This window comes from Arthrobacter sp. LjRoot78, assembly GCF_964254335.1.
GTDB lineage: Bacteria > Actinomycetota > Actinomycetes > Actinomycetales > Micrococcaceae > Arthrobacter.
Genome location: NZ_CAXUTG020000001.1, coordinates 357,873 through 381,768 on the forward strand (window position 1 = coordinate 357,873; position 23,896 = coordinate 381,768).

Here is a 23,896-nt window from a genome sequence, read left to right on the forward strand (position 1 = left end):
GAGGCGCCGGGCGCAGGGTGCCACTAGGCTTCTGCCATGACCGAACAAGTTCCCGGACCCACAGCCCTGATCACCGGCGCGACGGCGGGCCTTGGCGCCGAGTTTGCCCGCCAGCTCGCGGAACAGGGGCACCACCTGGTGCTGGTGGCCCGCGATGCGGAGCGCCTGCGGGCCGCCGCGCACGAACTGGAGAACAACTACAGCATCACTGCCGAGGTGCTCTCCGCTGACCTGACGGACGACGCCGGGGTGGCCACCGTCGTCGAACGCCTTTCCGACGCTTCACGGCCGGTGGAGATCCTGGTCAACAACGCCGGCATCGGGCTGCTGAAGTCCTTCGACAAGAACAGCTTGGACGAGGAACGCAGGCACCTGCGGCTCCATGTCCAGACGCCCATGGAACTGTGCCACGCTGCCCTGCAAGGCATGCTGGCGCGCGGTTCGGGCAGGATCATCAACGTGGCCAGCGTCGCCGCGTTCGCCAACCGGGGTAGTTACTCGGCGGCGAAAGCTTGGCAGGTGAGCTTCAGCCGCTGGGCCAACCTGGCATACGCCGGCAGCGGCGTGAAAGTGACGGCCGTGTGCCCGGGGTTCACCCACACCGAATTCCACGACCGGATGGGCATGGACAAAACAGTGGCCCCGCGGTGGCTGTGGCTGCACGCGGACCGCGTGGTCCGGGAAGGCCTGGCGGACAACGAACGCGGCCGTGCGGTGTCCATCCCCACCAAGCGGTACAAGGTGGTCGCCGCCGTTTCACGGATGCTGCCGGCGCGGTTTACGTCCGGGCCGCCAAAAAGGCCCGCAAAGTAGCCGCTGTGTGCAGCTGGACGGGCGCAGGCGGACTGTCCGCCGCCGGACCAGCACAATCACCAGGATGCCCACCACCGCGCCCACCACGGTTTCCACGGCACGTTCCGTGATGAGGACATAGGGGTCTGCCGGGGCGGCAAGTTGCGTCATCAGCAGGATGACGGGGGTGAAGGACACCATGGCGAGGCCGTAGTGCCTGGTCATGAAAAGTTCCGTGGTGAACTGGAAGATGATGACCAGAACCGCCAGCACGGAGGCTTCCGCCCCCGGAAAAAACGTCAGCGGCGCCCAGGGCACCGGAAGAAGTACGACGGCGACCAGCACCAGACCGAGGAAGGTCCCCACCATGCGGTGGAGGCCGCGGTGCACGCTGCTGGGCAGGTCTGCTCCGGCGAGGGGAACCGCGGCGGCGGCCATGGCCCAGTGCGGGTGGCCGCTGCCGCTGAGAACACCGATGGAGCCGGCTGTTCCGACTGCCAGGACATAGCGGGCCGCGTGGATCACGGCTGCCTGCCGCCTTAATCCGCCCAGCGGCGCGGCAGCCCGGACCGCTCCCGGCTGCCACTTCCGGCCGCGGACCCAGCCGCCAAAACCGACGGCTATAGAAAACGCCGCGGAGGCGGCTGCAATGACCAGTGCCGCGAACCAGGGAATGGTGATGGGGACGGAGGCGCAGGCGCCCAGGGCCAGGATGCCGAAGAACGGGCCGTTGGGCTTCAGGTTCACCCTGTCGGAGAACACCGAGCCGATGCCGGCGAGGACGGCTTCGACACCCACCAGCCACCAGGAGTGCAGGTGGTTGACGGACAGGAAAATGCCGACGCCAACCCCGCTGAGCAGGACCAGCGCGGCCTGCGTCTGGTGAATGAGGCGGAGCTGGTGGGGCTCGGACCGTCCATACATCCCGGTCAGGGCGCCGAACACGGCATAGATGATCAGGTCCGGGCGGCCGAAAACCAGGAGGGCCAGCGAGGGGACGGCCACACTGACCGCCACGCGCAGGGCGGACAAATGATCATTGTTGGCCGGGCCGAGGCTATGCAGGTCGCGGAGATGCCGCAGGAGGCCGTGCGCCATGGGTACCTCCGTTCTTCCGTGCGTTCGTTCCGAGCGCACTTCCTCAAAAAGTCTGCCAGACGCGCGGAAGGCCTGCTTTGCACGCTGTCACAAAAGAACATCGTGCAAAGCAGGCCTCGTCGGGCGGGGCTGCTGGGCTACGAGGCTAGGCCCTCGCAGGAACCTTTTCGGTTTCGCGCAGCTCGTCCTCAAACGGCATGTCATCCAGGTTGATCAGCGGGTTCTCATCCTGGGTGGCCACGAGCTCGTGCGCCTCTGCCTTGGTGTCCACGCTGGGCATGGAGCCCGGCAGCGGACGGTTGGCTGATTCCTTCAGGAAGTAGATGGCCACCGCGCCGACGGCCGACGTGGCCATCAGATAGTACGCGGGCATCATGTCGTTGCCGGTGCTATTGATCAGGGCGGCGACGATGAACGGTGTGGTTCCGCCGAAGATGGCCACGGAGAAGTTGTAAGCGATGCCCATGGCGCCGTAGCGGCTGGACGTCGGGAACTGGGCCGGCAGGGCGGAGGCCAGGTTGGCCACGTAGAACGTCACCGGGAAGGCGATCAGGCCGAGGCCCAGCAACGTCGACCAGACTTCTCCGATGCCGATCAGGAGGAACGCCGGAGTTGCCAACACCACGGTGCTGAGGGCTCCGATCCAGAGCACAGGTCGGCGGCCGATCCGGTCAGACAGCTTGCCGGTGAGCGGAATGCAGAGGCTCATGACCACCAGCACGGGGATGGTCAGCAGCGTGCCGTGAACCGGATCGTAGCCCTTGGACTCCGTGAGATACGTCGGCATGTAGGACGTCAGGGCATAGCCGGCCGTGTTTGCGGCGGCCACGAGGATCATCGCGACGATGAGCGAACGCCAGTAGGCCTTCACGATGCCCACCGGGCCCTTGGATGCGGCTGCATCGCCGGCGGTGGCGTCCTTTGCGGATGCTTCCTGCGCGTCAAGGGTCGCCTGGAACTGCGGGGACTCCTCGATTTTGCTCCGGAAGTAGACGGCGATCAGGCCCAGCGGGCCGGCGACGAGGAACGGAATCCGCCAGCCCCATTGCTCCATGGAGTCCTGGCCAAGCGTGAGCTGCAGGACGGAGACCAGGGCGGCACCGATTGCGAAGCCGAGGTAGCTGCCCATGTCCAGGAAGCTGGCGAAGAAGCCACGGCGCTTGTCCGGCGCGTATTCGCTCACAAAGGTGGTGGCACCGGCGTACTCGCCGCCGGTGGAGAAGCCTTGGACGAGCTTGAACAGCACCAGCAGGACCGCGGCCCAGATACCGATCTGTGCGTAGCCGGGCAGGAGGCCGACCGCGAAGGTGCTGGCGGCCATGATCATCAGGGTGGCCGCGAGTACCTTCTGGCGGCCGATCTTGTCGCCGAGCCAGCCGAACACGACACCGCCGAGGGGGCGGGCAATGAAGGTGGCAGCGAACGTTCCCAGCAGGAACAGGGTCTGGACGGACTTGTCCGCCTCAGGCAGGAACACCGGACCCATGGTGGTGATCAGGTAGCCGAACACGCCGACGTCGTACCACTCCATCGTGTTCCCCACGATGGTTCCGCCGAGTGCTTTCTTAAGCATCGGCTTGTTGACGACGTTGACATCGGAGACTTTGAGTCTGCGGCGAGGCAACAGCCTCGACTTCTTGGCGCTTTGGGGCGCGATGCCCGGGGGCACAATATTGTTGGTTCCGCGGGCGATGTTCGCGCCTGCTGAAGAGTCGGTCATGCTTCGGTCTTTGGGCATTTGGGCTTCTCCCATGGAGGTCATTTGCTTGCGACTTGTAGCTGCCCCGCTCCGGGCAGGCTTTCAATTTTACGCGATTTCCATGGTGTTTCCGAGTTCGGTGGCGTATGATCCGGGGTTTCAAGGGCCGAACGGCAGCCGGAACCCGAATTATTTTGCGCCGTTTCACCGCGCCAGCACTGGAATCCGTGCATTTTCCGCATCGTTACCAAACCTTTTTCGGCCAGCGGCCGATAGGGTGCCCAAAAACGCCGGATCCGGCCCTTCAGCGCCCACCTGCCGGGCCATGCGTGCGGGGGCCGAATCCATCTGAACCGGGGGTTCCCAACCGGCCGGAATACTGCCTAAGGTTGACCCATGGGAACACTGATCTTTGGATAGGCCGGCGGCCGGCCGCCAGCGGGTGTTCCTGTTGGTCTGTCCGCCCGCCCCATTCACCTGCACACAAGGCTCGTTGAGGCGTACTTACGCGTTGATCCGCTCGGCTGACTCCCGTCGCCGTCACTTCTCCACCGCGATCCGGGCGACAGTGACCCGGCAGCGCATGCGTCCACAACTCACCATCGCAAAACGATTCCGTAAGCCACACGTTTCCGTAATACAAGGAGTGCTTCCATGACCCACCAAGGCAACACCCAGGGCGCCGAACCGAAATCGGGCCAGAACATCGAATCGCCGGAGGCCGGAACATCGGATGCCGGCCAAGGGATCAAGTCACGGCTGACGGACGCCCAGAAGGAAATGCTGGCCAGTAAGTCCCGTGGCGGCGCGGGGTTGCAGAGCGTTTCCCACGGCCACAAACCCACGCACGCGAGCGGAAAGCAAGGCCCTGCCCAGAAAAAAGTCCGCTGGTAGGTTCTGCAGACAAGCGGTAACCGCAGACCTAATATTGGTGGACGCTTCATTTCAACGCGGAAAGGAAGAGCACAAAATGGCTGAGAAAAATCCTGGGGGACAGCTCGAACCGGAGCTTGCCAGTCACCTGGCGGAATCCATGGACGAGGCGCCCGCGCCCGAGATGCCAGCTCCCGCGGGCCCCGTCAATGGCGGCCGGCAGTGGCCCGATGGCAACGGCAAGCGGCGTCATCCGAAGGAACGCGGCACCGCCCACGGCCGGATGGGCCATGAGGCAGCAGTGACCGCAGTCCACCGGACCGGCCGGCCGCAGATGCCGCACTCCTCCTAAAGCGGAATCCCGAAAACACGGAATCCCGAATACCAACCCGGGGCCGGGCGATACCCAGAGCGGGTGTCGCCCGGCCCTTTCCGTGTTCCGGTTCCTGTTTGTCCTTGGCCAGGCTTCGCTGCGCCGCTGTGTCAGCCGGATTCCGCCACCACGTCGTCGGCGTTCTTGTCCAGGCGCCAGCCGCGCCACACCGGGTGCCGCAGCTTCCCGCCGCCGGTCCATTCCCCGAAAGTAACTTCGCCGACCAGTTCGGGAGTCACCCAGTGCGCGTCGGAGGCATCGGCGGCCGGGACGTCGGTGAAGGGCGAGGTCTTCCTCGCCAGCGTGTCCATCTGGAGCCGCAGCTCCGTCAGCTCCCGGTCGCTGAACCCGCTGCCCACGCGTCCTACGTACCGCAGCGTGCCGCCGTCGGGGATGCCCACCAGCAACGAGCCCACGGAGCTGTGCCGTGATCCCTTGCCCGGGCGCCAGCCGCCCACCACCACTTCCTGGGTGCGCTCGAACTTCAGTTTCAACCAGGACCTGGTGCGCTCGCCGCTGACGTAGCGTCCGTCAAGGCGTTTGGCCATGATCCCCTCAAGCCCCAGTTCGCGGGCGCTTTCCAGAATGTGCTCCACCTCGTCGTCCAGGACTTCGGACAGGTGCACGGGGCAGCCGGACGGCCAGTCCAACTGCTCCAGCCGCACCCTGCGCTTCCGGAGCGGCAGCCTGCGGAGGTCCTCGCCGGCGTCCGAGAGCAGGTCGAACACCATTAGCCGGACAGGCGTGGCTGCCCTGGCCCTGGCGACGTCGGGAGCTTTGGTCAGTTTCATCCGCGTCTGCAGCAACCCGAAATCGGGCCGACCGGAAGGCCCGACGGCGACGATCTCGCCGTCGGCGGTGAAGCTCTGCTCCGGCCAGCATGCGCGGTCGGTCAGTTCCGGGTAGCTCGCAGACATGTCGTTGCCGTTCCGGCTGATGAGCCGGATCCGGTCGGCGTCGCCGATGATGAGCGCCCGCACGCCGTCCCACTTCAGTTCGAACTGCCAGTCCATGCCACGAAGGTCGGCCGGGGTCCCGGCGCCCGCGAGCATGGGCCGGAAAACAGGTGAAGAAGCCGGTGCGGGCGGCGGCTCGTCCTCCCTTGCTTCTTTCGGGGTGCTTGAGCCGGCCGCAGCGCCTGACGCTGGCGGGGCACCGTGCCCCCTGCGGTCCATCAGGTGAATCAGCCACTGCGCTTGTTCCGGCTGTTGGGAGGCGTCGCTGTCCCGGGAGGTCCGGATCAGCGCAAACCTCTTGGTCCCGCCAAGGCCGCCGCCTTCAGACCCCGTGAGCGTGGCAATGACTTCCTTGCCTGCTATCCATTTGTCACATTCGTAGTAGCCCTGGTCCCAGATGCTGACGGTCCCGGCGCCGTACTGGCCCTTGGGGATGGTGCCCTCGAAATCGAGATAGTCCATCGGGTGGTCCTCGGTCTGGACCGCCAAGTGGTTCTGCGCTCCGCTTACGGGCACACCTTTCGGAAGCGCCCAGGACACCAGGACGCCGTCACGCTCCAGCCGGAAGTCAAAGTGCAGCCGGCTGGCGTGGTGCTCCTGGATCACGAACCGCTCCCGGATGGTGCCGGCGCCGGGGTCCGCCCGGAGCCGGTCCGCACTGAACGGCTCCGGCGTGCCTTCCGGATCCCGCATCGAGCGGTACTTCTCCAGCCTCGGGTCGGTGCTGCCGCCGTCGGCCGTTCCGCCGCCGCTGTGCCCGCCAGCGCCGTGGCCGCCGCCGTCGGGACGGTCCTGCACATGGCCGCCGCCTGCGGAAACCGATGCGAACGGGTCCTTGCCGTCCTTGACCCGCCGCATGACCTCCCGGTAGTCCAGCTGCCTCAGCGCGGGGGAGGCCAGCTCGCGCCAGGTCCGCGGTGCCGCAACCGTGGGCCTGAGCCGGCCGCGGAGTGAGTACGGCACGATGGTGGTCTTGGCAGAGTTGTTCTGGCTCCAGTCCACCAGCACTTTGCCGGTGCGGAGCGTCTTCTTCATGTCGCTGACGGCAAGGTCCGGGTGGTCAGCTTCCAGAGCGCGGGCAAGTTCGTGGGCGAATTCGGAGATCTGCTCCGAGCCTTGTGTGCCGTCGAGGCCGGCGTAAAGGTGGATGCCCTTGCTGCCGCTGGTCACCGGCACAGGGTCCAGGCCAACGTCCTTCAGGATGGCGCGGGCAAGCCGGGCCACTTCGGCGCACTCGGCCAGCCCGGCGCCCTCGCCGGGATCAAGGTCCAGCACCAGGCGGTCAGGGTTCATGGGATTCCCGTGCGGGTCCACGCGCCACTGCGGGACGTGGATTTCCAGCGAGCCCATCTGCGCCACCCAGATCAGCGTGGCGGCATCGTTGACCAGCGGGTACTGGTTGGTGCGCTCCTTGTGCCGGATCGAGGCGCGCGGAATCCAGCCGGGCGTGGAGTCCTCCAGGTTCTTCTGGAAAAACATCTCGCCCGGCGCCTCCGCGGTGCCCACTCCGTTAACCCAGCGCTTGCGGGTGGCGGGCCGGTTCACTGCGGCGGGGATCAGGACCGGCGCAACGGCGGTGTAGTACGACAGGACGTCGGCTTTGGTGGTGCCCGTCTCCGGGTACATCACCTTGTCCAAGTTGGTGACCACCAGTTCTCGGCCCTGGATCCGAACACGTTCCCTACTGCCGGCCAAAGGTCTTCACCTCCGGGCAACTCTGATGTTCACTTGATCCATGAGAGCCATCTGGAAAGGCGCTATCGCATTTGGGCTGGTCAACGTGCCGGTCAAGGTCTACAGCGCCACGGAGGACCACGACATCGGGCTCCACCAGGTCCACGGCGCCGACGGCGGACGCATCCGGTACCAGCGCCGCTGTGAAGTCTGCGGCGAGATCGTGGATTATGCGGACATCGACAAGGCCTACGAGGAGGACGGCCGTACGGTGATCCTCACCCGTGACGAGCTCAAGTCCATCCCGGCGGAGAGCAGCCACGAGATCGAAGTGGTCCAGTTTGTTCCCTCCGAGCAGCTCGATCCCATGATGTTCGAGAAGAGCTACTACCTGGAACCGGATTCCAAGTCCCCGAAGGCGTACGTCCTCCTCCGCCGGGCACTGGAAGACACGGACCGTGTGGCCGTGGTCCAGTTCGCGCTCCGGGAGAAGACCCGGCTCGGCGCGTTGCGGATCAAGGACGACGTCCTGGTGCTGCAGTCGCTGCTGTGGGCGGACGAGGTCAGGGAGCCGGCATTTCCCGCCCTGGAAGCCACCGTCCGGATCTCCGCCCAGGAACGGGAGATGTCCGCAGCCCTGGTTGACTCCATGGCCGGGGACTTTGAGCCCGGCCAGTTCACCGACGACTACCAGGTGCAGCTCCGCAAGCTCATCGACGCGAAGATCGAGCAAGGCGAGTCCCTGGACACCGAACAGACGTTCGGCGCCGAGGCCGCCGAGACCGGGCAGGGTGAGGTCATCGACCTGATGGAAGCCCTGAAGCGAAGCCTGGAAAAGAAGCGGGGCGGCGGGGCGGCCAAGGCCGCGAGCGAGTCGGGGGCGGCGGACAGCGCCGACGCCGACACCGACGAGGCTCCCGCGAAAACCACGCGCGCCAAGGCCTCTACGCCCCGCTCCACGGCGACCGCTGCCAAGGCAACGGCTGCCAAGACAACCGCTGCCAAGACTCCGGCAAAGACGGCAAGCAAGGCCGCTGCGGCGGAAACTGCAGTCAAGGAGCCGGCGAAAAGCCGGCGAAAAGGGGCCTGATACGGCAGTGCACTGGCCGGTTCGGTAACCCATTGCTGCCGCGGTCAGGAGTTCCTGAGAGCTGAGATAAGCTCACTTTTCTTCTTGGCGGAGTAACCCTTCAGCCCTATTTCCTTCGCTTTGGCTTTGAGCTGGGCGACCGTCCAATCCTCGTAGTCGCCCGCCTTGCCGCCCTTGCGCCCCACCTCGGAGCGTCCCCTCTTGGCGGCGGCGTTGGAAATCCGGGCGGCCTTCTGCTTCGAGGCGCCGTCCTCGCGCAGCTCCTCGTACAGTTGCGGGTCCTTGAGGCTGGGGTTCTTTTTCTCAGGCACGGTCAGCTCGGATCTGATGGTTCGGCGTCGTCGATGAAGGGGTCCACCCCGGCCGGACGCTTCGGCGAAGGCGTGGGTGTATGCGGCGGCTGCGGGTGGGATTCGTGTGCCGCTGACCCGGGTGCCTCAGACACGTGTGCGTGGTGCGCCGGAGCGTTCGCAGCAAAGCCTGCCTCTTCCTCGGTTTCTTCCACTTCTCCGTGGTCCACGGCAGAACGCCAGGCGCCCGTTTCAATGCCGCGCGACTCGATGAAGTGCTTGAACCGCTTGAGGTCGGCGCTGAGCTGGTGGCTGACCGCGCCCACTGCGGAGCCGGCCTTCTCCACCAGCCCCTCCGGCTCCCATTCCAGTGCCACGGTGACCCGGGTGTGCTCCGGCCCGAGGGATTCGAAGGAGATTTCGCCGGCGTTGCGCGGTTTGTCCGTGCTGACCCAGGCGATCCGCCGGTCCGGGAGCTGCTCGGTGATCTGCGCGTTGTACTCGCGCCTGACCCCAGCGATGTCGGTCCGGAAATGCAAGGACGTCTCGTCTATTTGTTCCACGGACTCCACGCCCTTCATGAACTCCGGGAATGATTCGAACTGGGTCCATTGGTTGTAGGCCGTGGACACGGGAACTTCCACCTCGATGGTTTCCTGCAGGGTCGCCACTGTCTCATCCTCTTTCAGCCCGGGGTCGTGCCCCGAATGGGTCTGTTGAACGGCGTGTCGCCACGCTGTCCACGCTAACGGGGCCGTCAGGCAAAAACAAGGAATGTACTAAGTCGGCTTAGTTCATTGTGCCGGGAGTTAAACGCAGCGGCCGGCCCGTGCGCCGTGTGCCCCCTCAAGGGGCCGTGGCGCAGCGTGCCGGCCGCTGGCTGCCGTTCCGGAAGCGGACTGTCTTAGCCCGCCGTGCCGCTACTCGGCGTCGTGATCGGTTTCCAGGATCTGGACCAGGTGGTCCAGTGCCGTATCGGCGCCGTCGCCTTCGGCGCGGAGGACCACAACGTCGCCGTGCGAGGCGCCCAGGCTCATCAGGGACAGGATGCTGGCGGCGTCCATGGCCTCGTCAACCGGTTCGCCCTGACGGGCAATGGTGATCTCGTGCGGGTACTCGCCGGCTGCCTCGGCAAAGATGGCGGCGGGGCGGGCGTGCAGGCCCACGCGGCTGGCGATGGTGGCGGTGCGTTCGAACATGTGTGCTCCTTGGATATCAGGTCGAGACAAATGGTTGGTCAGAATACCGAACCGGGTCAGACAGTTACTGGAACCGGCTCCACGGTATCAACGGACTTGCGGACGGCCCAGCGCTTCAGCGCAATCACTGCCAGGGCGGTGACGACGGTGCCCACGAGGATCGAAACAACGAACATTACGAAGTTGTCGATCGCGAAGAAGACGAAGATTCCGCCGTGCGGGGCCTTTGATCCGACGCCCGCTGCCATCGAGATGGCACCGGTCACTGCGCCGCCCAGCATGCTGGCGGGGATGACGCGGAGCGGATCGGCTGCGGCGAACGGGATGGCACCTTCGGAAATGAAGGACGCTCCCAGCAGCCAGGCGGCCTTGCCGTTTTCACGCTCGGCCAGGCTGAAGCGCTTCTTGTCCAGGACGGTGGAAGCGAGGGCCATGGCCAGCGGCGGGACCATGCCCGAAGCCATGACGGCTGCCATGATCTGCCACGGCGCCTGGTTGTCCAGGGTGGCGGCGCCCAGGCCGGCGACGGCGAAGGAGTAGGCAACCTTGTTGACCGGGCCACCGAGGTCGAAGCACATCATGAGGCCCAGGATGACGCCCAGTGCGATGGCACTGGCGCCGGTGAGGCCGGAAAGCCAGCCGTTCAGGCCCTTGGTGATGGCAACGATCGGAGCGCCCAGGATAAGGAACATCAGGCCGGAGGCAACCAGTGAAGCAAGCAGCGGGATGATCACCACGGGCATCAGGCCGCGCAGCCAGCGGGCCACCTGGATCTGGCCGATGGAGTGGGCGATGTAGCCGGCCAGGAGACCGCCCACGATGCCGCCCAGGAAGCCTGCACCCATGAACCCTGCCACGGCGCCGGCCACGAAGCCCGGTGCGATACCCGGACGGTCGGCGATGCCGTAGGCGATATAACCGGCCAGTGCGGGGACCAGGAAGCCGAGCGAGAGGGCACCGATCTTGAAGAGCACGGCACCGAGGTAGGCGCCGAGCGGGCCCCAGGCGTTTTCAGGGTATTCGGTGGGCAGGTTGAAGATGCTGTTGTCCACCACGATGACGTCTGCGAACTGGGTAATCAGGTAGCCGCCCATCAGGAAGCCCAGGGCGATGAGCAGACCGCCGCCGGCCACGAACGGAATCATGTAGCTGACGCCCGTGAGGAGCGCCTTCTTGAGTTTCTGTCCGATGTGCTCGCCCTTTTCGGTGGCTTCGGCTTCAGCCTGCTCTTCGGCGCCGAAGTGCGGTACGCGGCGGGCGTTGGGGTTGTCCGCCGCGGCCAGTGCCTCCTGCACCATCTTGTCCGGTTCGTCGATGCCGCGCTTGACGGGTGCGTTGATGACCGGCTTGCCGGCAAAGCGCTCCTTGCCGCGGACGTCCACGTCCACCGCGAAGATCACGGCATCGGCTGCGGCGATCACGGCGGGGTCCAGCGGCTTGGCGCCGGAGGAGCCCTGGGTTTCCACCTGCAGGTCCACACCGACTTCCTTGGCTGCGGCAACCAGTGAATCGGCGGCCATGTAGGTGTGGGCGATGCCCGTGGGGCAGGCCGTCACGGCTACGAGGCGCTTGGGGCCGGACCTGGCGCCGGTAGCGGCACCGGCAGAGGGCGCGGCTGCTGCGGCTGATGCCACGGCAGGCTCGGCTGCGGCCGCAGGCTTGTCGGCCAGGGCGCCGTCCACCAGCTCAACGATCTCGGCCTGGGTGGTGGCTGCACGCAGGGAAGCGGTGAAGTCCTTTTTGATCAGCGAGCGGGCCAGCTTGGACAGGAGCTTCAGGTGCTCCTGGTCCGCGCCTTCGGGGGCTGCGATGAAGAAGATCAGGTCCGCCGGGCCGTCCTTGGCGCCGAAGTCCACGGGCCGCGAGAGCCGGGCCATGGCCAGGGTGGGCACCGTCACCGCCGTGGAGCGGCAGTGCGGAATGGCAATTCCGCCGGGCACGCCCGTGGCGGTCTTGGATTCGCGGGCAAAGGCGTCCGTGAAGAGGCCTTCGGCTTCGGTGGCGCGTCCGGTGGCGGCAACCCTGCCGGCCAGATGGCGGATCACGTCCTCGGGCGAATTGCCCAGGTTCTGGTCTAGCTCGACCAGATCAGTAGTAATGAGCTGAGTCACTGTCAGTCCTTCCGGAGGGCCGTGATGGTTACGGCATCAGGGGTGGTTTGGTGGACCGCCGGGACTGTGGAGCCCGGCAGGGAGGCGGCAGCGGCACCATGTGCCACGGCCTGACGGAGGCAGTCGGCCGGGGCGGCGCCCTGGCTGGAGGCGAGCAGGTAGCCGGCAAGGGAAGAATCTCCCGCGCCGACAGTGCTGACCGCCTTGACCGGCGGATGCGTGGCCAGCCACGCGCCGTCGGCCGTCACTAGTACCGCACCCTTGGAACCGAGCGTTGCCAGCACGGCACCTACACCGGAACGCACGACGGCGGCGGCGGCTGCCGCGGCAGCCTCCGGATCCGCTTCCAGTTCGTCAGCGGTGGACGCCGTGGCGAAACCGGCTGCGGCAGCCAGTTCAGCCAGTTCTTCGGCGTTGGGTTTAAGGAGGTCCGGCATGCCTGACGCGTCGCCCGAGAGGGCGGCGGCGAGGGGCGCGCCGGACGAGTCGACGGCGATGCGCGGGGCAGCACCGTCATTGGTGGACCGAAGCCGCCGGGTAACGGTGGCGTAAAAGTCGGCCGGGACTCCGGGTGGAAGCGAGCCGGCGAGGACAACCCAGCTGGCGCCGCGGGAACGCTCCAGCAGAAGCCCGATCAGGGCTTCCTGCTGGTCTTCGCTCAGTACCGGGCCGGGTTCGTTGATTTTGGTGGTGACGCCGTCCGGCTCCGTCAGCGCCACGTTGGTGCGCAGCGGTTCGTGGATGGCGAGGGCGGCGAAGGGGACGCCGCCGTCACGAAGTCCTGCCAGCACCGGATCGGAGTCGCCGCCGGGGAGGACGGCCACTGTTTCCAGTCCGGAGGCCACCAGGGCACGGGATACGTTGACACCTTTCCCGCCGGACTCCTGGCGGACGGAGACGGCCCGCTGTACTTCCCCGCGCAGCAGCGGCGAGGGCAGGGCCACGGTGCGGTCGAGGCTCGGGTTCGCGGTGAGGGTGACAATCATGCGATCACCACGTCCACGCCGGCGTCGGCAAGCGCCGCCGCCAGTTCCGGGCTGGGTTCACTGTCTGTAATCAAGGTGTCCAGATCTTTCAACGAGGCGAACTGGACCAGCGTTTCGGCATCCAGCTTGGACGAATCGGCCAGCACCACAATGCGGCGTGCCGATTGGACGAAGGCCGCTTTGACGGCGGCTTCTTCAGGATCGGGGGTGCTCAGCCCGAAGGCCGAGTGGATTCCGTTGGCGCCGATAAAGGCGATGTCCGGACGGATTCGGTGTGCCGCGTCCACGGTGGACTGGCCCACGGCAGCCTGCGTGAGGCCGCGGACCCTGCCACCCAGCAGGTGGAGGGCGATGCCCGGCTCGCCGGCGAGCTTGGCGGCGATCGGGATCGCGTGGGTGATGACGACGAGTTCGTTCTCCGAGCCGGTGTCGGGGGCGGCGGAAGGGTCGGCAAGGCGCAGGGCGATCAGGTCCGCCAGCGCTTCAGTGGTTGAGCCGGCGTCCACCAGGATGCTGCCCGCCGGATTTTGCGGGATGAAAGCCAAAGCGGCTTCGGCAATGCGCAGCTTTTCCGGCTGCCGCTGCACGGTCCGTTCCAGGATGCTTTCCTCGGTGGTGCTGATCCGGTCCGGGGCGACGGCGCCGCCATGGACCCTGCGTACTGTGCCGGCGGCTTCCAGAGCAGCCAGGTCCCGCCGGACGGTTTCGGTGGTGATGTTGAAGCGCTCGGCAAGCGCAGTGACGCTGGCCCGGCCGCTTTCGGCGACTAGACCCGCGATCAGCTGTTGGCGCTCCTCGGCGAACACTTACCCTCCATTGCGTAAATACTGCTGGTACTTCAGTGAACGGCTTCAGTGACTGCCATCACACGATGTTGAATTGCTTGACTTTATCTTTGTTCTTGTTGGTTTGTCAATGAAAACAACACGAACGCAGATCGCGGTGTGGAGTTTTTGGCCGGATCGGGGATTTGGAGGCTTCCGAAGCCTCGATAGGCGGGCAGAGATTCCGGTGTTGGACGGCGGTCCTTCCAAAGACGGCGAAAGCCGGGCCCGACCGTGTTGGTCTGGCCCGGCTTCCGGGGTACTCGCATTGCGGTTCGCCTGTGTCCGTGGACAGCGGCGGCCGGAGGATCATGGCTAGAGGCTGCCGTCCCGGCTCTCATTGCGGACAATCCGCTCGCCCGTGTTTGGGTCCACCACCGACCGGGTTTCGCTTACCCGCCTGGTGCGTCCCGGCGAAGCCAGCACCAGTGAGGCGATCAGGCCGATGACGCCGACGGCCATCAGGATGTACCCGATCAGCGTCTGGTCCACATAGGGGATGAGGCCGGGGGTGATGGCCCACGCCAAGATGGCGCCGATGGCGATAAGGAAAATAGAGGAACCGATTCTCATGACTTGCTCCTAGCTGTCCGGGGGACGTGCGGGCAAAAAGACGTGCGGCAAAACTTGATCAGCATGCTGTCTAGCGACAGGCTACAGCCCCTTCCCGGCTGTTTCAATGAACCGGAAGGCGCGCGCCGGAGCTGTGTCACAGTCGTTATTTACCGGGATGTTGCCGGCGGCGGCGAAGTAACACCAGCAGCCGGAGGTGTGCCCCGCGTACTGTGGATTGCGCACGCATTCTCCCTGCCGGGCACATTCGCCCGGCCAGGCAAATTTGCCCGGCCAGCGGGGGAGGCGTCCGCGACAAACAGCGCGCAGCGTCCACGGATCCCAGGAGCAGTGTTACCCATGTCTGAACAAGTCCCCGCGGTAGTAGTCACCGGCCTGGGAGCAGTGACTCCCGTCGGCTCAACCGCCGGCGAAACATGGGACGCGCTCCTGGCCGGACGTTCCGGGATTGTGGCCCTTGACGACGGCTGGTCAGACGGGCTTCCCGTACGCATTGCAGGACGCGTCACCGCAGACGTCCCGTCACTGCTGTCCACCTTGGAATACAAAAGGATGGACCGCTGCGGCCACCTGGCGCTTATCGCCGCGCGCGAGGCCTGGGCGCACGCCGGCCGGCCGGAGGTTGACCCGGAACGGCTGGCCGTGGTGATCGGCTCCGGCTACGGCGGCCTGGACACCACCCTTGAGCAGACCCGGACGCTGGACGAGAAGGGGCCGCGCAGGGTCTCACCGCACACGCTTACCCGGATTATGGTGAACGGCCCCTCGGCGTGGGTCTCCATTGACGTCGGAGCCCGCGGCGGGGCGCGGACTCCCGTCAGCGCCTGCGCCTCCGGGGCCGAAGCGATCTCGCAGGCGGCCGACATGATCCGCAGCGGCGCCGCCGACGTGGTGATCGCCGGCGGAGTGGACTCCTGCATCAACGGCCTGACCATCAGCGGGTTCTCGCAGATCCGAGCCCTCTCCACCCGCAACGACAGCCCGCAGGCCGCCTCCAGGCCCTTCGACCGGGACCGCGATGGCTTCGTCATGGCCGAGGGCGCCGGGATCGTGGTGCTGGAGCGCGAGGACCACGCCCGTTCCCGCGGGGCCGAGGTGCTCGGCGTCATCGCGGGCAGCGCCGTCACCTCCGACGCCGTGGACATCGTGGCGGCCGACCCCGCCATGCAGCGCCGCGTCCTGCAGAAGGCCATTGCCGCGGCCGGACTCACCGGGGCGGACATCGGCTTCGTGCACGCCCACGCCACGTCCACTCCAGTGGGGGACCGGCTCGAAGCGGAAGCCATCGGCGCCGTCGTCGGACATTCCGTTCCTGTCACGTCCACGAAAAGCCTTACCGGGCATCTGCTGGGCGGGGCCGGGGCGCTCGGCGCCATCGTCACCATCCAGGCGCTGCGCACGGGCGCCATCCCGGGCACTCTCAACCTCGACAGCCGGGACCCCGACATCCACCTCAACATCGTTTCGGAGACAACCCCTGGGCTGGCTGCGGGGGCCGGCATTGCCAACGCCTTCGGATTCGGCGGCCACAGCGCCTCGCTGGTGATCACCGCAGGCTGAGGCCTGCCGCCGGGACCGCCGGCGGAAAGTTAGGCTGTTGCGATGGAGACAGTCGTATGGTCCAGGCCGGAGAGCCAGCGCGCCGGAACGCCGCTGCTGGTGATGATGCACGGCTACGGCACAGACGAAGTGCGCATGTCGGACCTGTTCGGCCAGCTGCCGCCCGAGTTCACCTGCGCGGCCCTGCGCGCGCCCAAGGTGATCGGCGACGACTACGGCTGGTTCCTGCTGGACTATTTCCTGACCCATGACTTCGCCGACGTCATTTCCGTCAGCAACAAGGTGTTCGACTGGATCAACTCCGTCAAGGCCAAGCACAGCAGCGTGAGCCTGCTGGGCTTCTCGCAGGGCATGGCTATGGCCAGCACCCTGCTGCGGCTGCGGCCCCACGATTTCCGGGCAGTCGTGGGGTTGTCCGGATTCGTCCTGGACAACGAACTGCTGGCCATGAGCGAATCCTTCGACGCCAAGCCGCCCTTCTTTTGGGGCCGGGACAAGGCGGACCTGGTGATCAACGACGACGCCGTGGAGCACACCGAGGAATGGCTGAACCGGAATACGCAGCTGACGGCCCGGACCTATCCGGGCATGGGCCACACGATTTCCAAGGCGGAGATGGTGGACGTGAGCGCCTTCCTGCGCCACTACGTCCTGCGCTGAAGGACAAGGCGCGCGGGTCGTTTCCCCGGAAGCCCGAAATAATCCGCACTCGCGGGTAAAACCAGTTGCGCGCTAAATTTGTAAGCGCTTACACTCTTCTTCGGCCATGTATCGGGCCCACGACTTCCGAAGAAGAAAGGGCTGAGCCCGTGTTGCATGGCTAGAGCACCGCGCGTGACCATCCAGGACGTTGCCGCATTGTCGGGGCTGTCCATCTGTACCGTTTCCCGCGCCCTGCGCGGGCTGCCCAATGTCTCCGAAACGGCACACCTGAAGGTTGCGGACGCCGCCACCAAACTCGGCTACAAGGCATCCTCGGCGGCGGCGCGCCTTGCGGGCGGGACCACGGGGTCCGTGGCCATCATCGCGCCCACAGCCACGGCGTGGTTTTTCGCCCAGGCCGTGGAGGCAGCCGAGGAAGTCTTCGCTGACAGCGGCTTCGACACGATGCTGATCAGCCTGCGCAACACCCCCAGCGTGCACCGGAAGGTCTTCGGAGACCTGGATGCCCTGTCGCAGCGCGTGGACGGCGTCCTGCTGCTGAACATTGCCCTCAGCAGCGACGAAATCGATGCCCTGGCCTCCTCCGGGCTGGCCGTAGCCAGCGTGGGCATGCACAACGTCCCCTGGGACAATGTGGGAATCGACAACGAGGACGCGGCCTGGAAGGCAACCAACCACCTCCTGGGCCTCGGACACTGGGACCTTGCCATTCTCTCCGGCCGCGAATCGGGGGAGCGCTCGGTGGTCACGGCCACGGACCGCCTCAACGGATTCCGCCGGGCGCTGGCCGAGCACCACCTGACCGTGGACCCGGACCTGGTGATGGACGCCGGGTCGAGCATCGAGGGCGGCCGCCGGGCCATGACCGAGCTCATCGAAAACCGCAGAATGCCCTCCGCGATTTTCGCCGGTTGCGACGAAACTGCCTTCGGCGCACTCATGGCCCTGCGCGAGCTCGGTTTGTCAGCACCGAAAAACGTGTCCATCATAGGTATAGACGATCATCAGATGAGTTGGTTCCTGGGACTGAGCACCATAGCGCAGCCGGTAGCCGACCAGGGTGCCTTCGCAGCCAACCTGCTGATCGAAGGACTCCAACGTCCGGGGCAGTTGAATGCCCCCGCCAGCCACGTGCTGGATACCAAACTGATTGAGCGCAAGACCACGCGACGGAAACGCTGAGCACAAACGCTGAGCACAAACGCTGCGTCGCGCAAACACCGAGCAAGGCACCGCCGCCCTTCTGCTCGCCACGGCTCCCACCGCCCCAAAACCCGCAGCATCCATGCACGTCCCCCTGCACGCCGTCTGAAAGGACACCGAGTACCGCATGACTGAGCTTTCAAACAGCACCACCGTCCACGGCTGGACCGGCGCTTCCGCCATCCTCTTCGACCTCGACGGCGTGCTCACGCCCACGGCGATCGTCCACGAGCGTGCCTGGCAGGAGCTTTTCGACGGCTTCCTGCAGGACGTTCCGGAGGTGGACAGCTACCGCGAAAGCGACTACTTCGACCATATCGACGGCAAGCCCCGGTTCGACGGTGTCCGGGACTTCCTCGCCTCGCGCAGCATCGTGCTGCCCGAGGGCCCCTCGGACGACGACCCCGCCAACAACACGGTCCATGGCCTCGGCAACCGCAAGAACAAGGTTTTCAACGACATCGTCGAGGCCGGCGGCGTGGCCCCGTACGAAGGCTCGGTGCGCTTCCTGGAAGCAGCGCAGGCGCTGGGACTCAAGGTCGCCGTCGTCTCTTCCTCCCGGAACGCACCTGCGGTGCTGCAGGCTGCGGGACTGGCGCACCACTTCCCCGTGGTGGTGGACGGCGTCGTCGCCGCTGCCGCGGGCCTGCCCGGAAAGCCCAGCCCGGCCACCTACGAATATGCGGCGCAGCTCCTGGACCTCCCCAGCGAGGAATGCGTCGTGGTTGAGGACGCCGTGTCCGGCGTCCAGGCCGGTAACGCCGGCACCTTCCACTCGGTGATCGGAGTGGACCGCGGAGCCGGCCGGCAGACGCTGCTGGACGCCGGCGCCACCCTGGTGGTCGGGGACCTGAACGAACTCCTCTAGCCCGACCAAACGCCCCTCACCTGCACAACGCCAAAAGGAACCCCAACAGCCATGGCACTCATCACCTCTGACCGTGCTCGTTTCCCCAACGACCCCTGGCAGCTCGTGGAAACCGTCCACCTTCCCGGAAACGCCGGAACCCTGGAAACGCTCTTCAGCCTGGGCAACGGCCATCTCGGCATCCGCGGCGCCCACTGGGCTTCCGCGGACGCAGACCTGCCCGGCAGCTTCATCAACGGCTTCCACGAAACCTGGGACATCAAGCACGCAGAGAATGCCTTCGGCTTCGCCCGCACCGGCCAGCGGATCCTTTACATCCCGGACGTCAACAACTTCACCGTGATCATCGACGGTGAAACGCTGACCCTGAGCGAATCGACAGTGCTGGACTACCGCCGGTCCGTTGACTTCGCCACCGGGATCTACGAATGCCGGATCACCTGGCAGTGCCGCTCAGGGGCCACCGTGACCACCACGGAGCGCCGGGCGGTCGGTTACCAGTCCCGCGGCACCCTGGGCATCAGCCTCGAAGTGGCCGCGGACCGGGACGTTTACGCGGACGTGACGTCCGCCGTGGTCAACCGCCAGGACCAGCCCGTGGAGGACCACTCCACCCACGATCCGCGCCGCGCCGGTCGGCACGCCGGACGCGTCCTGCTGCCGGTAAGGCTCGACGGCGGGGACGGCTCGCTCCGCCTGTCCTGGGAAGCCGCCGAGTCCAGGCAGCGTGTGGGCCTGGCCGTGGACCACTGGACCTCTGCCGAGGTGCAGCCGTTCGAGACCCTGGTGGACCAGGACGACAGCAGCGTCCGGTACGTCCTCGCTGTCGGTGCGGACCAGCCCTTCCGGCTTGAGAAGAGCGCCAGCTACGCCGTGGCGCGGGCCTTCCGCGAGGGAGCCGTGGACGGCGGGTCTGCGCAGGACCCTTCGGAAGCGGCAGAGAACGCTCTTCAGCCCGTCAGCGCGATCTTCGCCGAAAGCGAGGCGCACTTCCGGGAATACTGGGCCACCACGGACATTGTGGTGGGCGGCCAGCCCGAATTGCAGCAGGCCATCCGCTGGAACCTCTTCCAGCTGGCCCAGGCCACAGCCCGCGCGGACGTGGCCGGCATCCCGGCCAAGGGCGTCAGCGGCTCCGGCTACGAGGGCCACTACTTCTGGGACCAGGAGGTGTACCTGCTGCCGTACCTGACGTACACCAGCCCTGACAACGCCCGCCAGGTCCTGGAGTTCCGGCACGAGATGCTGCCGGACGCCAAGGTCCGGGCCAAGGAACTGAGTGTGGACGGAGCCCTGTTCCCGTGGCGCACCATCAACGGGCTCGAAGCAAGCGCCTACTACGCCGCCGGCACCGCGCAGTTCCACATCGCAGCCGCGATCGCCTTTGCCACCAACAGGTACATCTGGGCCAGCGGCGATGCGGACTTCAAGCACGGGATGGGTTCGGAGCTGCTGATCGAGACCGCCCGGATGTGGGTTTCCCTGGGCTTCTTCGGCAAGGACGGCCTGTTCCACATCCACGGCGTTACCGGCCCGGACGAGTACACAGCCGTGGTTAATGACAACCTCTACACAAACGTCATGGCCAGGTTCAACCTGCGCACCGCGGCGGCCCTGGACCACCCGGAGATCGACGACGCCGAACGCGAACTCTGGGAGCAGGCTGCCATCCGGATGCAGCTGCCCTACGACGAAGACCTCGAGGTGTACTCGCAGGACAACGACTTCATGACGCTGGAGCCGTGGGACTGGAGCACGCCCCGGTCCAAGTACCCCCTGTTGCTGAACTTCCACCCGCTGGTGATCTACCGCCACCAGGTCCTCAAGCAGGCAGATACCGTGCTGGCGATGTTCCTGCAGTGGCAGGACTTCACACCGGAGGAAAAGCGGCGCGCGTTCGACTTCTACGATCCGATCACCACCGGCGACTCCACCCTGTCCGCCTGCGTCCAGGGCATCATGGCCGCCGAGGTGGGCTACAGCCAAGCCGCGCTGGACCACTTCACGCACGCGCTGTACATCGACCTGGACGACACCCACGGCAACACGATCGACGGCGTCCACATTGCCTCGACGGGCGGTGTGTGGAGTTCCCTTGTCAGCGGCTTCGCGGGGCTCCGCGACCAGGGCGAGGTTCCCTTCTTCGATCCGAGGCTGCCCGTCGAGTGGGAGGGCCTGACCTTCCACCTCAAGGTGCGGGGCCGCCTGCTCTTCGTGGAGCTGGGCCAGGGATCCATCGGCCTCAGCATCCGCGAAGGCGAACCCCTGGACGTCAACGTCCGCGGCGAGCTGCTCACAGTGGGCCACGACGTTGCCCGGGTACCGCTGGCCCCTGTCGGCGCGCCTGAGCCCACCATCTTCCCGAGCGGGCTTCCGACGGCGTCCATCCCGATCGTGCGCGCCCGCAGCTAAGCAGTAGTAGTCCCAACAGACGCGCGGGATCAACCGAACGGTTGATCCCGCCGTCGTGCTTCGGCGGAAGACTGGGGGAGTGAAAAAACTCTTCCATGCCTCATTTGCCTATGCCATCGCCGGAGTCCTCTCCGGCCTCTACTATCGGGAACTGACCAAGCTCAACGGCTTCACCGGAGACTCCCAGCTGGGCCTGGTGCACACGCACTGGCTGGTGCTGGGCTTCATCGTTTTGCTGCTGGTGCTCGCGCTCGAGAAGGTCTTCGCCATCTCCGCCGCGGCGCCGAAGCTGCTGGCCTGGTTCTTCTGGATCTGGAACGCCGGCGTGGTGGTGACCGGCGGGATGATGCTGGTCAAGGGAACACTGGTCGTGGCTGGTTTGGACGCCGGTTCAAAAGCCTTGGCCGGGATCGCCGGCACCGGGCACATGCTGCTTACCGCCGGCCTGGTGCTGCTCTTCCTGGCCCTGCGGAAGGCGTTGACGGCGGCTCCGCTGGAGGTGCCGCCGTTGCCCGTAGCCGCCAAGGCGTAGCAGCCGCGGGACATAGCAGCCGCGGGACATAGCAGCCTACGGGCTGTCCGCGTGCTCCCGGTCCCCGGCGCTGCGGTCCAGCGGGTGGGCCAGTTCGTCGGCCGGCATCCTGGCCACCACCATTGCCACCACGGCCATGACGGGGCAGACGCCGCCGGCCACCAGGAAGATCACCCACGTGGGCAGCACGGCCGCGGCGGGTCCGGCCAGCGCCATGGAGACGGGCATCAAGGCCAGGGACACGAAGAAGTCCAGGCTGGAAACGCGGCCCAGTAAATGGGCAGGAACCCGGCGCTGCAGGAGCGTCCCCCAGATGACCATGCCTATGCCGCCTGCGGCGCCGAAGATGAACAGCGCCGCAGCGACCGTCCAGAAGCTGTCCATGATCCCGACCGCCGCGAGTGGAAGGCTGCCGGCGCCCCACGAAACCATCATCACGGTGAGGTAGCGGCGCGGCAGCGCGAAGGACGCCGTGGCCAGTGATGCGGCCGCACCGCCTACGCCCATCACGGCCAGCAGGAAACCGAACATGCGCGAGTCGCCGCCCAGCTGGTCGCGGACAACGAACGGCAACAGCACCTCGATGGGGCCGATCAGGAACAGCACCGAGATGCAGGCCCAGAGCAGCGTCCACAACAGCCAGGGTGTCCGGACCGTGTAGCTGACGCCCTCGCGGAGGTCGTGGAAGAAGGACGTTTTGGCGCGTTCGACGGCGGCCCCGCCGGCGGCGCTGTCCGTCCCGGCGGTGCCCGTGGCCGGCGCATCAAGCGCGTGCTGGCCGAGGAAGTTGAGGATGATGAAAGCGAGGAGGTGGCATGCCGCCACGCCCGTGACTGCGTGCGAGGGGGACAATGCGGCCACCAGGATGCCGGCCACGGCGGGACCGGCCGCCTGCTGCAGGATGGGCCGCAGGGTTCCCTCCATGCCGTTGGCCGCCAGCAGGTCCTCCGGCGGCAGGATCCTGGGCAGGATGGCCGAATAGGCAGGGAAGAAGAACGCCGCTCCCACGCCGAGCACGAACGCGCCTACGGCCAGGTGCCACAATTGCAGCCACCCGGCCAGGGCAAGCCCGCTGATGGCGGCAATCACAGCGAGGTTGGTGCCTTCCACGGCGATAATCAAAAGCCGCTGCGGCACGCGGTCCGCGGCGATCCCGCCCGCCAGGACGAACGCCACCAGTCCCACGCTGCCTGCAGCGGCAACAAGGGACAGCTCAAGCGGACCGCCGCCCAAGCGGATCACCTGGTAGACCATGCCCACAGCCCACATTCCGGAGCCGAAAATGGAGACGGCCAGCGCCGCGATCAGCACCCGGTACTCCCGGTGCACAAACGGCCGGAGGGCTCTGGGGGTGGGCATAAGCCTAGTCTAGGCCTGCCCATCCGGCCGCGCCGCGGCTGCCGCCGACCCCTGCCGGGCTAGGCTCTCCGTATGGGGAACAGTCCGGCAGGCGCGTCACGCCGCAGCATGGCATTCATCGGCAGCAACCCGGGCCTGGCGCTGCATCCCGTTAACCCCGACGGCGTCCATATCCCCGGTGAACCCGCCAGTTGCTTCGCCTCCTTCTGGATGGCCGAATGGTCCAGATGGGGCAGCGGCAACGCCCTCCTGGTGGCCACCCGCCAGGGCTGGCGCAGCTACGGCCCCAACGGCTACTTCGCCGAAACCCTGGCCAACGAACTGACCCGCTATTTTCCGGAGGCAGCCCGGTTTCCGCTCTCGGAAATCACCCACACCCAGGACGAGTTCGACGTTGAACTGGACGTGGACCGCGGCTTCCGGGCCGTGGGGCGCAAGGCGGAGCTCGAGATCAGCGGCGTCCTGGACCGCCGCCAGTTCTCGTCGCCCGATTTCCAGCTCGGCGGAACCAGCGCCGCCCTGGCGAATGTCTACCTTCCGTGCAGCACGGGGCGGCTGTCGGAGTTCGGGGTGGAATGGCCCGGTTCGCCTACGGTGTATCCCGGGCCCCGGGGGCCGTCGTCGTCCGCGTACATTGCCGTGGCCGAGTCATGGGTGATGTAGCAAGGTGGCTTAGTGTTAAGGGTGAGCGACAGCCACAAGCTGTCCTTGCCCGGCAGCAATCACGGTTCCGAACCGCGGTTGCGACCCATAGCGGGCGG

22 protein-coding genes are annotated in these 23,896 nt (G+C 66.5%); 11 read left to right on the plus strand and 11 right to left on the minus strand.

Going from position 1 to position 23,896, the window contains the following annotated elements; genetic code table 11:
* Nucleotides 1-36: 36 nt before the first annotated feature.
* Nucleotides 37-813, plus strand: a complete 777-nt coding sequence (locus tag ACSQ1X_RS01745; RefSeq protein ID WP_055801577.1) for an SDR family NAD(P)-dependent oxidoreductase — start codon at nucleotides 37-39, stop codon at nucleotides 811-813.
* On the opposite strand, the gene ACSQ1X_RS01750 is transcribed toward ACSQ1X_RS01745, so the two are convergent.
* Both ACSQ1X_RS01750 and ACSQ1X_RS01755 read right to left on the minus strand, forming a co-directional pair.
* Entirely contained in the window at nucleotides 757-1,890 is a 1,134-nt protein-coding gene (locus tag ACSQ1X_RS01750) for an FUSC family protein (RefSeq protein WP_436056426.1), read from the minus strand. The two genes, ACSQ1X_RS01745 and ACSQ1X_RS01750, sit on opposite strands and share 57 nt — an antisense overlap.
* Before the next feature lie 145 nt (nucleotides 1,891-2,035).
* The gene (locus ACSQ1X_RS01755; RefSeq protein WP_055802430.1) at nucleotides 2,036-3,628 is read right to left on the minus strand and encodes an MFS transporter; all 1,593 of its coding nucleotides are present in this window, start codon (nucleotides 3,626-3,628) and stop codon (nucleotides 2,036-2,038) included.
* Nucleotides 3,629-4,243: 615 nt separating this feature from the next.
* Here ACSQ1X_RS01755 and ACSQ1X_RS01760 point away from each other — a divergent pair.
* Nucleotides 4,244-4,483, plus strand: coding sequence for a hypothetical protein (locus ACSQ1X_RS01760; protein ID WP_055801571.1), 240 nt, complete (start codon nucleotides 4,244-4,246; stop codon nucleotides 4,481-4,483).
* Nucleotides 4,484-4,559: 76 nt separating this feature from the next.
* The gene (locus ACSQ1X_RS01765) at nucleotides 4,560-4,814 is read left to right on the plus strand and encodes a hypothetical protein (protein WP_028270621.1); all 255 of its coding nucleotides are present in this window, start codon (nucleotides 4,560-4,562) and stop codon (nucleotides 4,812-4,814) included.
* Nucleotides 4,815-4,945: 131 nt separating this feature from the next.
* On the opposite strand, the gene ACSQ1X_RS01770 is transcribed toward ACSQ1X_RS01765, so the two are convergent.
* Nucleotides 4,946-7,486 (minus strand): ATP-dependent DNA ligase, encoded by a 2,541-nt coding sequence (locus tag ACSQ1X_RS01770; protein WP_436056427.1) that lies wholly within the window; start codon nucleotides 7,484-7,486, stop codon nucleotides 4,946-4,948.
* Nucleotides 7,487-7,526: 40 nt separating this feature from the next.
* Between ACSQ1X_RS01770 and ACSQ1X_RS01775 the strand changes: the two genes are divergently transcribed.
* The gene (locus ACSQ1X_RS01775; RefSeq protein ID WP_436056428.1) at nucleotides 7,527-8,555 is read left to right on the plus strand and encodes a Ku protein; all 1,029 of its coding nucleotides are present in this window, start codon (nucleotides 7,527-7,529) and stop codon (nucleotides 8,553-8,555) included.
* Between the two features lie 44 nt (nucleotides 8,556-8,599).
* On the opposite strand, the gene ACSQ1X_RS01780 is transcribed toward ACSQ1X_RS01775, so the two are convergent.
* From ACSQ1X_RS01780 to ACSQ1X_RS01810, 7 genes are all read right to left on the minus strand, one after another.
* Complete coding sequence (locus ACSQ1X_RS01780; protein ID WP_055801563.1) at nucleotides 8,600-8,866, minus strand: DUF7218 family protein; 267 nt, start codon at nucleotides 8,864-8,866, stop codon at nucleotides 8,600-8,602.
* 2 nt (nucleotides 8,867-8,868) lie between these two features.
* Entirely contained in the window at nucleotides 8,869-9,516 is a 648-nt protein-coding gene (locus tag ACSQ1X_RS01785) for an SRPBCC family protein (protein WP_055801560.1), read from the minus strand.
* 249 nt (nucleotides 9,517-9,765) lie between these two features.
* Nucleotides 9,766-10,044: an HPr family phosphocarrier protein gene (locus ACSQ1X_RS01790; RefSeq protein ID WP_055801558.1), complete on the minus strand. Its 279-nt coding sequence runs from the start codon at nucleotides 10,042-10,044 to the stop codon at nucleotides 9,766-9,768.
* A 56-nt stretch (nucleotides 10,045-10,100) separates the two neighbouring features.
* A complete protein-coding gene (locus ACSQ1X_RS01795; RefSeq protein ID WP_436056429.1) occupies nucleotides 10,101-12,155 on the minus strand; it encodes a PTS fructose transporter subunit IIABC in 2,055 nt (684 codons plus the stop codon).
* Nucleotides 12,156-12,157: 2 nt separating this feature from the next.
* Complete coding sequence (locus tag ACSQ1X_RS01800; protein ID WP_436056430.1) at nucleotides 12,158-13,141, minus strand: 1-phosphofructokinase family hexose kinase; 984 nt, start codon at nucleotides 13,139-13,141, stop codon at nucleotides 12,158-12,160.
* Nucleotides 13,138-13,947 (minus strand): DeoR/GlpR family DNA-binding transcription regulator, encoded by an 810-nt coding sequence (locus ACSQ1X_RS01805; protein ID WP_055801549.1) that lies wholly within the window; start codon nucleotides 13,945-13,947, stop codon nucleotides 13,138-13,140. The genes ACSQ1X_RS01800 and ACSQ1X_RS01805 overlap by 4 nt, the downstream gene beginning before the upstream one ends.
* Nucleotides 13,948-14,280: 333 nt before the next feature.
* Entirely contained in the window at nucleotides 14,281-14,538 is a 258-nt protein-coding gene (locus ACSQ1X_RS01810; protein ID WP_028270630.1) for a DUF6458 family protein, read from the minus strand.
* 339 nt (nucleotides 14,539-14,877) lie between these two features.
* On the opposite strand from ACSQ1X_RS01810, the gene ACSQ1X_RS01815 reads away from it, so the two are divergent.
* From ACSQ1X_RS01815 to ACSQ1X_RS01840, 6 genes are all read left to right on the plus strand, one after another.
* A complete protein-coding gene (locus tag ACSQ1X_RS01815) occupies nucleotides 14,878-16,098 on the plus strand; it encodes a beta-ketoacyl-[acyl-carrier-protein] synthase family protein (RefSeq protein ID WP_436056431.1) in 1,221 nt (406 codons plus the stop codon).
* 42 nt (nucleotides 16,099-16,140) lie between these two features.
* The gene (locus tag ACSQ1X_RS01820; protein WP_436056432.1) at nucleotides 16,141-16,758 is read left to right on the plus strand and encodes an alpha/beta hydrolase; all 618 of its coding nucleotides are present in this window, start codon (nucleotides 16,141-16,143) and stop codon (nucleotides 16,756-16,758) included.
* Between the two features lie 174 nt (nucleotides 16,759-16,932).
* The gene (locus ACSQ1X_RS01825) at nucleotides 16,933-17,943 is read left to right on the plus strand and encodes a LacI family DNA-binding transcriptional regulator (RefSeq protein ID WP_436056433.1); all 1,011 of its coding nucleotides are present in this window, start codon (nucleotides 16,933-16,935) and stop codon (nucleotides 17,941-17,943) included.
* 148 nt (nucleotides 17,944-18,091) lie between these two features.
* The gene (locus tag ACSQ1X_RS01830; protein ID WP_436056434.1) at nucleotides 18,092-18,832 is read left to right on the plus strand and encodes an HAD family hydrolase; all 741 of its coding nucleotides are present in this window, start codon (nucleotides 18,092-18,094) and stop codon (nucleotides 18,830-18,832) included.
* Between the two features lie 51 nt (nucleotides 18,833-18,883).
* Entirely contained in the window at nucleotides 18,884-21,244 is a 2,361-nt protein-coding gene (locus tag ACSQ1X_RS01835) for a glycoside hydrolase family 65 protein (RefSeq protein ID WP_436056435.1), read from the plus strand.
* Nucleotides 21,245-21,323: 79 nt separating this feature from the next.
* Nucleotides 21,324-21,776 (plus strand): DUF2871 domain-containing protein, encoded by a 453-nt coding sequence (locus ACSQ1X_RS01840; protein ID WP_436056436.1) that lies wholly within the window; start codon nucleotides 21,324-21,326, stop codon nucleotides 21,774-21,776.
* A gap of 36 nt (nucleotides 21,777-21,812) precedes the next feature.
* On the opposite strand, the gene ACSQ1X_RS01845 is transcribed toward ACSQ1X_RS01840, so the two are convergent.
* Nucleotides 21,813-23,135 (minus strand): MFS transporter, encoded by a 1,323-nt coding sequence (locus ACSQ1X_RS01845; RefSeq protein WP_436056437.1) that lies wholly within the window; start codon nucleotides 23,133-23,135, stop codon nucleotides 21,813-21,815.
* Between the two features lie 72 nt (nucleotides 23,136-23,207).
* On the opposite strand from ACSQ1X_RS01845, the gene ACSQ1X_RS01850 reads away from it, so the two are divergent.
* Nucleotides 23,208-23,798: a hypothetical protein gene (locus ACSQ1X_RS01850; protein ID WP_436056438.1), complete on the plus strand. Its 591-nt coding sequence runs from the start codon at nucleotides 23,208-23,210 to the stop codon at nucleotides 23,796-23,798.
* Nucleotides 23,799-23,896: the final 98 nt, after the last annotated feature.

Coding starts and splice junctions, on each gene's coding strand:
- ACSQ1X_RS01810 (WP_028270630.1), bottom strand. CDS start 14,538: ATGAGAATCGGTTCCTCTATTTTCCTTATCGCCATCGGCGCCATCTTG.
- ACSQ1X_RS01815 (WP_436056431.1), top strand. CDS start 14,878: ATGTCTGAACAAGTCCCCGCGGTAGTAGTCACCGGCCTGGGAGCAGTG.
- ACSQ1X_RS01745 (WP_055801577.1), top strand. CDS start 37: ATGACCGAACAAGTTCCCGGACCCACAGCCCTGATCACCGGCGCGACG.
- ACSQ1X_RS01775 (WP_436056428.1), top strand. CDS start 7,527: ATGAGAGCCATCTGGAAAGGCGCTATCGCATTTGGGCTGGTCAACGTG.
- ACSQ1X_RS01830 (WP_436056434.1), top strand. CDS start 18,092: ATGACTGAGCTTTCAAACAGCACCACCGTCCACGGCTGGACCGGCGCT.
- ACSQ1X_RS01765 (WP_028270621.1), top strand. CDS start 4,560: ATGGCTGAGAAAAATCCTGGGGGACAGCTCGAACCGGAGCTTGCCAGT.
- ACSQ1X_RS01800 (WP_436056430.1), bottom strand. CDS start 13,141: ATGATTGTCACCCTCACCGCGAACCCGAGCCTCGACCGCACCGTGGCC.
- ACSQ1X_RS01750 (WP_436056426.1), bottom strand. CDS start 1,890: ATGGCGCACGGCCTCCTGCGGCATCTCCGCGACCTGCATAGCCTCGGC.
- ACSQ1X_RS01755 (WP_055802430.1), bottom strand. CDS start 3,628: ATGCCCAAAGACCGAAGCATGACCGACTCTTCAGCAGGCGCGAACATC.
- ACSQ1X_RS01760 (WP_055801571.1), top strand. CDS start 4,244: ATGACCCACCAAGGCAACACCCAGGGCGCCGAACCGAAATCGGGCCAG.
- ACSQ1X_RS01850 (WP_436056438.1), top strand. CDS start 23,208: ATGGGGAACAGTCCGGCAGGCGCGTCACGCCGCAGCATGGCATTCATC.
- ACSQ1X_RS01790 (WP_055801558.1), bottom strand. CDS start 10,044: ATGTTCGAACGCACCGCCACCATCGCCAGCCGCGTGGGCCTGCACGCC.
- ACSQ1X_RS01820 (WP_436056432.1), top strand. CDS start 16,141: ATGGAGACAGTCGTATGGTCCAGGCCGGAGAGCCAGCGCGCCGGAACG.
- ACSQ1X_RS01845 (WP_436056437.1), bottom strand. CDS start 23,135: ATGCCCACCCCCAGAGCCCTCCGGCCGTTTGTGCACCGGGAGTACCGG.
- ACSQ1X_RS01835 (WP_436056435.1), top strand. CDS start 18,884: ATGGCACTCATCACCTCTGACCGTGCTCGTTTCCCCAACGACCCCTGG.